Here is an 8,445-nt window from a genome sequence, read left to right as displayed (position 1 = left end):
GACGCTGCTTTGAGGAAGTGATCCGCCTGCTGTGGCCGAAGCGGGTGGCCGAGGCTGCGGAGAAACGCTTCCGGCACACGTTGAAGACGGGGGAGCCGTACCAGTCTCCGGAGTTTGTGGAAAGGCGCAAGGACACGCAGGTGACGGAGGCCTATGAGTGGCAGATCCAGCGTGTCACGCTGCCGTCCGGCGACCACCGTGTGGTGTGCTTTTTCAATGACATCACGGAGCGCAAGCTGGCTGAGGACAACAAGCGCCGCGTGGAGGTGCTGGCCGCCTCCAATGAAATGCTCAGGCAGGAGATCACCCGCCGTGAGGCGGTGGAGGCCGCGCTGACGATGAGCGAGCAGCATGCCCATGCCCTGCTGAATCAATCGCGGATGCTGCAGAAGAAACTGCGCGAGTCATCGCATCAGAACCTGCTGGCGCTGGAAAATCAGCGCAAGGAAATCAGCCATGAGCTGCATGATAAAATCAGCCAGGTGCTGATCGGCATCAATGTGCGGCTGGCGGTCTTCACGCGCACGGCGGGGGTCGATGCGCAGGCCATGGCACCGGTGCGTGAGCTGGTGGAGCAGTCCGTGCACATCATCCACGAATACGCACGCGAGCTGCGCCCGGCGATGCTGGACCAGCTGGGGCTGATCCCGACGCTGCGCACCTACATTGATGAAATTCCCAAGCGCAAAGGCCGCCAGATCGACTTCAGCGCGTCGCCGGATGTGGAGGCTCTGGACAATGACAAGCGCACGGTGCTCTACCGCGTGGCGCAGGAGGCACTGGTGAATGTGGCCAAGCATGCGCAGGCGCACCATGTGGGCGTGAGCCTGCGACTTGCGCGCGGCGGTGTGTGCCTGGAGATCACGGATGATGGCAAGTCCTTTGACGTGGACCTACTCTCCTCCCCGCAGTGGAGCCGACGACTGGGGCTGGCGGGAATGCGTGAGCGTGTGGAGATGGTCAACGGGGTGTTCAGCATCGTGTCCAAGCGCGGCAAGGGGACGACGATCCGTGCGGTGATTCCGGTGGGGAAGGAAGTGAGCGGGGCGAAGCGGAGCAAGAAAGGGGCGTGAGATGTGCCATAATTTTGGGCACAGCAACGGCAGGCGGCATGGACTGAAGTGAGATGTGAGCGAGTCGGAGCGGTTCCTTGTGCCGCAGGAACAAGTCTATTTTCATGGCTTCTCCTTTTGGGGTGAAGGCCCCATGGCTGGATGAGGCCGGAGGATGAAGGGTGCTGCATTATGCAACCCACAACCAGGACGACGCAGGAACTTCGGGATGAACTCGATCTTAATGACAAGGTGATGGAGGATGCTGCGGCGAACGACAGCCAGGATCTGCTGGAGCCGGAAACCGTGCCCGGGAATGATCGCATCACCGCATGGGATGAAAGTGCGGATGAAGCCGGGCACCGCGTGGCGAGTGAGCCTGCAGAAAAGGAGGAGACCATCGCGGAACAGCTCGTGGATGCAGGCCGTGACGAGGCGGGTGAGGAGCAGCGTCTGAGCGCCGCTTTGAACAAGCCGAAGGATGGACAAGGCTGAGCGAGGCTGTAGGCATGAGTGGATGTGGCGGAATGATCCATGCGGGAGCTTCCCGCATCGGCTTCGCTTTTGATGAGCCGTGTGTGCAGCGTCTCCATGCCTCGGGTGTGGTCTTGCGGATGCGTGAATGGGCAGGTGGGGTTTCACCCCATTTCGGAGGGGTTGCGGTGCAGGCAATGTGCGTTGATCTTCACACTCAACTCAAGACTCCAAGACCATGCTCATTTCCGCCACCACACTCAAGGGATACTCACTGGAAGGCCTGGACGGCGAAATGGGGAAGGTTCGTGAATTTTACTTTGATGACCGCTTCTGGACGGTGCGCTACCTGGTGGCGGACACGGGGAACTGGCTCACGGGCAGGCAGGTCTTGATTTCTCCGCACGCTCTGGTGGGCGTGATGGGGGACAGGGAACAAATCGCCGTGAACCTGACCAAGAAGCAGATCGAGGAAAGCCCCTCTCTGGACAGTGACAAGCCTGTGTCCCGCCAGTATGAGGAGGACTACTACGGCTACCATGGCTGGCCGACGTACTGGGCCGGCACGGAGTTGTGGGGGAATTATCCCGGCATCATGCGGGATCGGGATCTGTGGAACTCCGCCGTGGACGGCAAGTGGGCCTGGGATCCGCACCTGCGCAGCACGTTTGAGGTCACGGACTACGACGTCAAGGCGACGGACGGCGAGATCGGGCATGTGCAGGATTTCATCGTGGATGATGAGACCTGGGAGATCGCGCATGTCGTGGTGAGCACACGGTACTGGCTGCCGGGAAAACGGTTTCTGATTTCTCCGAAGTCGATCGAAGGCGTGAACTGGGGTGAGTCGAACATCTCGGTGAATCTCACGCGCGATGAGATCAGACATTCGCCGGAATACTCGGAAGGGGCGATGCTGATGCGTGCGCAAGAAGCGCCCACAGATGCGCAGGCGATGGCGGCATGGCGCAATGAGGGGGATCCGAACTGAGGTGGTATGGCGATGTGGGGTGTTTCCCTACCTGGGCCGCAATCGCTTGTGATGGATGTCTTCACCCATTAGCCAAGCTGCTATGAACATCGAAGGAACACTGGCTCATTTCAATTTCAGTCCCAAGGGCGGCTATGAAGCCCTGATCATCCTCACGAAGAAAGGGACGGTTCAGGTGAACTTTGAGCCGGATGAAGCGGCCGTGCTGGCTTCCACGCTGAAGGCTGGCGGCAAGGTCAGCCTCAAGGCGGATGCCTTGCATGAGCATGACGAGGCGGCGCATCCGGTCTTCCAGCTCAAGGGGATCAAGGTGGGCGGAAAGACGGTGAAGCTCTCACCGAAGACCGAGGTGAAGGGGAAGGTGCTGCAGCTGAACTACGCGCTGCATGGCGAGGTGAATGGTGCGGTGCTGGACACGGGGGACTTCGTGCACCTCAAGCCGCACGGTGCGCGGGCGCTCAGTCTGGCCGTGGGTCAGACACTGAGTGTGAGCGGTGAGATGCGTCCGCTGTTGTTTGGCGAGCAGCGTGCCATCGAGGCTGAAACTGCGAATGGTGTAGATCTGGACGATCTGAAGCATGGCAAGAAGGCTGCGAAAAAAGCGGCGAAGAAGGCCGCCAAGAAAGCTGCGGGGAAGAAGAAGCTTTGATGCTGGCCAAGTGACGCTACGCCACGAAAAAGCCCGCCAGACGGATGATGTCTGACGGGCCGTGAGGTTTGCTTTGTGGGGAGATTACGCTGCTGTCAGCTCCGCCACGAGGGGGGCGTCTGGAAGCACATGCGCCTCCGTCTTTTCGGCAGGTGTGCCGTGAATGATCTCGCGTGCCTGGGCTGCTTCATCTGCGGTGCCGCTGACCATGACGATGAACTTCCCGCTCTTCAAGGCCGTCTCATACTGCATGATGCTGTCTTTTGGTATGCCCATGCTGAAGAGGCAGGCACCCAGTGCGCTGAGGCCGCCGCCCACGACGGCGCCTTCCAGCGCACCGACGATCCAGCCGACGAGAGGCCCTGCCACCACCACCGGACCCACGCCCGGGATCAGGAAAAAGGCGGATCCCACCATCCAGCCCCAGATGCCGCCCCAGAAGGCTCCCTGAGAGCCCCAGTACTTCACGCGGTCTCCGGTGTTGTAGTAGCCGATCACGTGCTCGTCGGTGTGGTAATCGCGTCCCACGATGGAGAGTTTCTTCATGTCAAAGCCGCTGCGCTGAAGATCCCGCACGCAGGCCTCGGCTTCTTCATGGGACTTGTAGACAGCCAGGACGGCATCGGAGTGGGGGTATTTGTTCATCAGGGTTGGGTGTGTTTTGAGTGTGTGACCAAGCCTCACCGTGCGAAGCAGCCCTGCGCATTGCGATGGGGTGTATCCCCCATAGGCAGGTGATGACAATGATTCGATGGTCGCCGTCGAATGCGCATCACTCCTCAGGGCAGAATTCCAGGCCGGGCAAGAAGAGCGGGCGCCATGCTGCCGCAACTGCACTTCGACCATTCGCACATCGCGAGTGGGACCATGCGTGACATCATCATTGGTACGGCGGACGGTCTCACGGTTCCGTTCGTTCTTGCCTCCGGTGTTTCCGGGGCCATCGACTCGGCGCACGTCGTCGTCACTGCCGGTCTCGCACAAGTGGCCGCTGGAGCCATAGCGATGGGACTGAGTGGATACATCGCAGCGACGGATGAGGCTGAACGGTATGAATGCGAAATTTTGCGCGAGGACCGGCCGGTTCTGAAAGTGGCGGGACCTGCTGCCACACCGATTGCCGACCTGCTCAAACCCTACGGCGTGACAGATGGTGAAGCCGCGATGGTGGCCAAGGCCCTGCACCGCAAACCCAAGGCATGCCGGAAGTTTATCCTGAGGTTCAAGCATGGGCTGCAAGCTCCTGATCCCAAACGTCCGCTGCGCAGCGCACTGACCATCGGTTGCTCGTACGTTCTATGCGGCATGATCCCGCTGATGCCCTACATGATCGTGAGTGATCTTCATCAAGCACTGCTGATCTCCCTTGTCGCGACGCTGCTAGCCTTGGCGGTGTTTGGCTTTGTGAAGGGGCAGCTCACCGGGATCTCCAGATTCAGATGTGCCTGGCAGACGGCGCTGATCGGCAGCCTGGCGGCAGGTATCGCGTTCAGCCTCGCGAAGATCATTTCATGACGACTTGTTTCAAAGGTGGGTAGTACACCCCATGGAATTGTCGCGACTGCTGGGACGAAGAATCCGGCCATGAAACCTCATTTGCTGACAGAGAGTGCTTCGAGTGCCAATCCCGCCGCCGCCGACAAAGTCTCGCGCAAGCAGTTGCGAGAGCGTGCGGTGGAGCTGGCTGCGCTGGATGGACGTGAGCCGCAGGATGCTGGAAAATCGGACTGGGAGCTGGCCAAACATGAATTGATCGGCGAACCCGAACTGGAGCCAAAGGCACCCAGTGACAACGCTGGACAGGTCGACAGCAACCCGACTGGAGAAGCGGAGAGCCAAACACCCGGCTGGTTTGCATGAGCATGCAGCTCGATCCGTTTCGACTTTCAGCAGCGCTCAAGTACACCAAAAACCAGGGGTCAGCGCAAGATGTGAGAGGTGGATGATAAGGGGCGGTGAAGAGGGAGCTGAGAGTCGGGTTTCACCCCATAGTGATTGAAGAGAGCAGAGACAAAGTCCGCCTGTGATCCAAAGCGGATGACAATTTTAAATCAAATAACAAGCCAACTACGACCATGAAAAGCACCATCGAAAAAAGTGATACGGACCTGAAGAATGACATCCTTTCAGAGCTCAAGTTTGAGCCGAATGTGAGGACCACCGACATTGGAGTCCTGGTGGACCACGGCACTGTGACGCTCAATGGCTTTGCCACCAGCTACAGTGAAAAATGGGACGCGGTGCGCGCCACGAAACGGGTGGCGGGAGTGAACGCCCTGGCCGACGACATCAAGGTGAAGCTGCTGGACGGATACTGCCGCACGGATGGCGACATCGCTGCGGCTGCTGCCAATCAAATCCGGTGGTCTTCCACCGTGCCGGCTGATGTGGTGCTGACGACGGTCCGTGATGGATGGATCACTCTCGATGGCGAAGTGGAGTGGTGGTATCAGAAGAATGATGCCGAAAAAGCGGTGGAGAATGTGATGGGCGTCAAAGGCGTCTGCAACCAGATCACAATCAAGCCGAAGCTGAGCGCGGACAAAATTGATTCCGACATCAGGTCCGCCTTTGAACGCAGCGCGCTGCTTGATGCTGGAAAAATCACGGTCGAGACTTCAGGCAACCAAGTCACGCTGACTGGCAAGGTGCGTAATTACGCTGAAAAAGAAGAGGCGGAGCGCGTGGCCTGGGCCGCACCTGGAGTCTATTCCGTGGACAACCAGCTCTCCGTGAAATGGGCCTGGCTTGAGTAATGAAACCGCTTTGCAGCCGCCTGTGGAACAGGGGGCTGCAAACCACTGACGGGGGAAGTCATCCAATTAACGAACAACAAACACAGACCACCATGCCCGAAATCACCAGCCGCGAAGTCCACCTCATTTCTCGTCCGAAGGGACTGCCTGAGGTTTCTGACTTCGAAGTCACGCCAATCAAACTGGGCCCGCTGCAGGAACAGCAGGTGCTGGTGCGCAATTTGTTCCTCTCGGTGGATCCCTACATGCGAGGTCGTATGAACGAGGGGAAGTCATATCTGCCACCGTTTGAACTGAACCAACCCATGGAAGGTGGGGCCGTAGGCGAGGTCATCGAATCACGCGCGAGAGAATTCAAGCCGGGCGATATTGTGACTTCCAACCATGGGTGGCGGGAGTTTTTTATGGCACCGGCCAAGGAGCTGCGCGGAGTCAGCCGGGACATTGAGCCGCTTTCAGTTTATCTTGGTGCGCTTGGCATGACCGGCATGACGGCGTGGGCAGGATTGAAGCTGGGGGAGGTCAAGGCTGGAGATGTCATCTACATCTCAGGTGCTGCGGGGGCAGTGGGCAGTGTCGCAGGACAGCTCGCCAAATTGATGGGGTGTCGTGTCATCGGCTCCGCAGGTTCCGCTGAGAAGATTTCCTTTCTACGCGATGAGTGCGGTTTCGACAGTGCTTTCGACTACCATGACGGCCCGGTGGTGGAACGGCTCAAGATGGAGGCTCCAGAGGGCATTGATGTCTATTTTGACAATGTGGGCGGAGAGGCGCTGGAAGCTGCGCTTTCCTCTCTGCGCGTGCATGGCCGTATCATCGCCTGCGGCGGCATTTCGGGTTACAATAACGCGAAGCCAAAACCCGGCCCATGCAATCTTTTCAACATGACCACCAAGCGTCTCACGATGAAGGGGCTGCTGGTGCGCGACTGGGCGGATCATCAAAGTGAGTTTGAGAAGGAGGTGGGCGGCTATTTCAAAGCAGGCCAGCTGAAGCACAAGGAGACTGTGGTGTACGGTATCGAAAACGCGGTCGATGCTTTTATCGGCCTCTTCTCAGGTCAGAACATTGGCAAGATGGTGGTGAGGCTGCGTTCCTATTGAACCTTGCGCAATAGACTGACAAGAAGAGCGTTCCTTGTGGAAGCGAACTCGGTGCCTGAATGCGGCGAACTTGCGGTGGAGCGCATTGCAGACGCTGCTTGCAGGCTTGAAGTGTGGCGGAGTGCTGGGTTTGCTTCCCGGTTCTGATGCCAGGACCCAGGGGAGCACTCGCTAAAGCTCGGCACCCCTGGGCTGTATGACGGAAGGCCGTTGGCCTTCAAGGCAAGGATGTCAGTCTATTATACAAGTTTCAATAAGAGTGATGGAGGCAGATGATGCACTTAGTCCATGGCTGCTGAACACGAGGGCTATGAGCGAAAGGCGCATCTGGATCAAAAGCCGCTGAAAATGCTGAAGGTGTGCCAGCCGGTGGTTTCGTGGATTCTTTGGCAGCTGTGTGTCAGTGATGGCGAGCAATCTGCCGTGCGAGTTGTTCGAGGGCTTGATTCATGGCGGTGACGCGGGCGCGCAAGGAGGTGGGATCGGGGGGGACGGGGATGAGGAGGCGGAAGTAGTGGGTGCTGGTTTCACCGCCGGTAACGGGCTGGAGTTTCCAGGTGCCTTGCAGGACCATTTGGTTTGCAGAGTCGGGTTCAAACTGGGCGATCTTCAATTCGAGGAGGGTGGTGTAGTCGAGCGAGGTGAAGCTCTCCACGGGCTGGATGTTCATGGAGCCGGTGAGGCGGCTGAGATTGCTGGCGATGACGCGGGAGATGCCGGAGTCGAGGGGCTCGCCCCAGAGGTCGTGCTTGCTGACCATGAGCTGGCCAGCGGAGCGGGTGACGAGCTGATTGCTGTCAAGGTAACCGGGAAGGGAGGGACGGCCCACGGCGATGGCTGGGCGTGCGGCGGTGAGGTTGCGGTCTGGCACCAGGGGCTCCAGCAGATGCTGGGTGGCGGTGTCTTTGACGGGCTGAAGGACGCTGCAGGCGGTGAGTGTCAGCAGCAGGAGGCTGAAGGTGAGGTGGCGCGTGTTCATGGGTTGAGGTCTTTGCCACGCAGGAGCGTGCTGGGGTTTCGTTTGAGCTCGTTGGCGAGTTCTTTGATGGCGCGTGAGGCGCGCTCGGCCTCCTCCAATACGTTTTGCAGGCGCATGAGCACGGGGGCGCGGGGATTGGTGACGTTCGAGATGTCGGCGGAGGCTTCCTGAATTTTGGCGAGTCCGGCGGTGGCCTGCTGCATGACTTTTTCCAGATCCTTGAGCAGGGGATCGATGCCCTGATTGGCCTTCTTGGAGAGTTCATCAAAACTCTTGAGGGCATCAGCGAGGGTGTCGATGGCGAGGCCGAGTTTTTTGTTGCCGGTGAGCGTGCGAACATCGGTGGTGATGCCGAGGATGTTGTCGTTGATGGCTTTGAGATTGAGCGCGGCGATCTGGGTCTTGGTGGTGGAAAGGACATCGCGCAGGTCTTTCAGGATG

General features: G+C 59.0%; 10 protein-coding genes and 1 pseudogene. 8 read left to right on the top strand and 3 right to left on the bottom strand.

Annotated elements, in window-relative coordinates; translation table 11 throughout:
• The 4 genes from ACIREA_RS20545 to ACIREA_RS20530 all read left to right on the top strand — a co-directional run.
• A partial coding sequence (locus ACIREA_RS20545) for an ATP-binding protein (protein WP_397384217.1) occupies positions 1 to 1,073 on the top strand: 1,073 nt, incomplete at its 5' end.
• A gap of 171 nt (positions 1,074 to 1,244) precedes the next feature.
• Complete coding sequence (locus ACIREA_RS20540) at positions 1,245 to 1,547, top strand: hypothetical protein (RefSeq protein ID WP_397384216.1); 303 nt, start codon at positions 1,245 to 1,247, stop codon at positions 1,545 to 1,547.
• 217 nt (positions 1,548 to 1,764) lie between these two features.
• Positions 1,765 to 2,517 (top strand): PRC-barrel domain containing protein, encoded by a 753-nt coding sequence (locus ACIREA_RS20535; protein ID WP_397384215.1) that lies wholly within the window; start codon positions 1,765 to 1,767, stop codon positions 2,515 to 2,517.
• Between the two features lie 82 nt (positions 2,518 to 2,599).
• Positions 2,600 to 3,166 carry a hypothetical protein gene (locus ACIREA_RS20530; RefSeq protein ID WP_397384214.1) on the top strand — a complete coding sequence of 189 codons (567 nt, stop codon included), beginning with the start codon at positions 2,600 to 2,602 and terminating at the stop codon, positions 3,164 to 3,166.
• A gap of 84 nt (positions 3,167 to 3,250) precedes the next feature.
• On the opposite strand, the gene ACIREA_RS20525 is transcribed toward ACIREA_RS20530, so the two are convergent.
• Complete coding sequence (locus ACIREA_RS20525) at positions 3,251 to 3,811, bottom strand: general stress protein (protein WP_397384213.1); 561 nt, start codon at positions 3,809 to 3,811, stop codon at positions 3,251 to 3,253.
• 174 nt (positions 3,812 to 3,985) lie between these two features.
• Here ACIREA_RS20525 and ACIREA_RS20520 point away from each other — a divergent pair, with 174 nt between their 5' ends.
• From ACIREA_RS20520 to ACIREA_RS20505, 4 genes are all read left to right on the top strand, one after another.
• Complete coding sequence (locus ACIREA_RS20520; RefSeq protein WP_397384212.1) at positions 3,986 to 4,681, top strand: VIT1/CCC1 transporter family protein; 696 nt, start codon at positions 3,986 to 3,988, stop codon at positions 4,679 to 4,681.
• Between the two features lie 69 nt (positions 4,682 to 4,750).
• Positions 4,751 to 5,026: a hypothetical protein gene (locus tag ACIREA_RS20515; RefSeq protein WP_397384211.1), complete on the top strand. Its 276-nt coding sequence runs from the start codon at positions 4,751 to 4,753 to the stop codon at positions 5,024 to 5,026.
• A 215-nt stretch (positions 5,027 to 5,241) separates the two neighbouring features.
• Entirely contained in the window at positions 5,242 to 5,922 is a 681-nt protein-coding gene (locus ACIREA_RS20510) for a BON domain-containing protein (RefSeq protein WP_397384210.1), read from the top strand.
• Between the two features lie 92 nt (positions 5,923 to 6,014).
• On the top strand, positions 6,015 to 7,025 hold the full coding sequence (locus ACIREA_RS20505) for an NADP-dependent oxidoreductase (protein ID WP_397384209.1): 1,011 nt from the start codon (positions 6,015 to 6,017) through the stop codon (positions 7,023 to 7,025).
• A 400-nt stretch (positions 7,026 to 7,425) separates the two neighbouring features.
• Here ACIREA_RS20505 and ACIREA_RS20500 read toward each other — a convergent pair whose 3' ends face one another.
• Together ACIREA_RS20500 and ACIREA_RS20495 are read right to left on the bottom strand one after the other, a co-directional pair.
• Positions 7,426 to 8,004: a membrane integrity-associated transporter subunit PqiC gene (locus tag ACIREA_RS20500; protein ID WP_397384208.1), complete on the bottom strand. Its 579-nt coding sequence runs from the start codon at positions 8,002 to 8,004 to the stop codon at positions 7,426 to 7,428.
• Positions 8,001 to 8,445, bottom strand: a pseudogene (locus ACIREA_RS20495) (hypothetical protein); the annotation flags it as partial. The gene ACIREA_RS20500 and the pseudogene ACIREA_RS20495, both read right to left, overlap by 4 nt.

Origin of the sequence: Prosthecobacter sp. (assembly GCF_044373815.1) — a bacterium.
GTDB lineage: Bacteria > Verrucomicrobiota > Verrucomicrobiia > Verrucomicrobiales > Verrucomicrobiaceae > Prosthecobacter.
The sequence above is the reverse complement of the archived record's forward strand: the minus strand, read 5'-3'. Positions and strand labels throughout refer to the sequence as shown.

What these genes read in the sequence shown, in the direction of transcription:
- ACIREA_RS20540 (WP_397384216.1), top strand. Translation starts at nt 1,245, where the DNA reads ATGCAACCCACAACCAGGACGACGCAGGAACTTCGGGATGAACTCGAT.
- ACIREA_RS20535 (WP_397384215.1), top strand. Translation starts at nt 1,765, where the DNA reads ATGCTCATTTCCGCCACCACACTCAAGGGATACTCACTGGAAGGCCTG.
- ACIREA_RS20530 (WP_397384214.1), top strand. Translation starts at nt 2,600, where the DNA reads ATGAACATCGAAGGAACACTGGCTCATTTCAATTTCAGTCCCAAGGGC.
- ACIREA_RS20525 (WP_397384213.1), bottom strand. Translation starts at nt 3,811, where the DNA reads ATGAACAAATACCCCCACTCCGATGCCGTCCTGGCTGTCTACAAGTCC.
- ACIREA_RS20520 (WP_397384212.1), top strand. Translation starts at nt 3,986, where the DNA reads ATGCTGCCGCAACTGCACTTCGACCATTCGCACATCGCGAGTGGGACC.
- ACIREA_RS20515 (WP_397384211.1), top strand. Translation starts at nt 4,751, where the DNA reads ATGAAACCTCATTTGCTGACAGAGAGTGCTTCGAGTGCCAATCCCGCC.
- ACIREA_RS20510 (WP_397384210.1), top strand. Translation starts at nt 5,242, where the DNA reads ATGAAAAGCACCATCGAAAAAAGTGATACGGACCTGAAGAATGACATC.
- ACIREA_RS20505 (WP_397384209.1), top strand. Translation starts at nt 6,015, where the DNA reads ATGCCCGAAATCACCAGCCGCGAAGTCCACCTCATTTCTCGTCCGAAG.
- ACIREA_RS20500 (WP_397384208.1), bottom strand. Translation starts at nt 8,004, where the DNA reads ATGAACACGCGCCACCTCACCTTCAGCCTCCTGCTGCTGACACTCACC.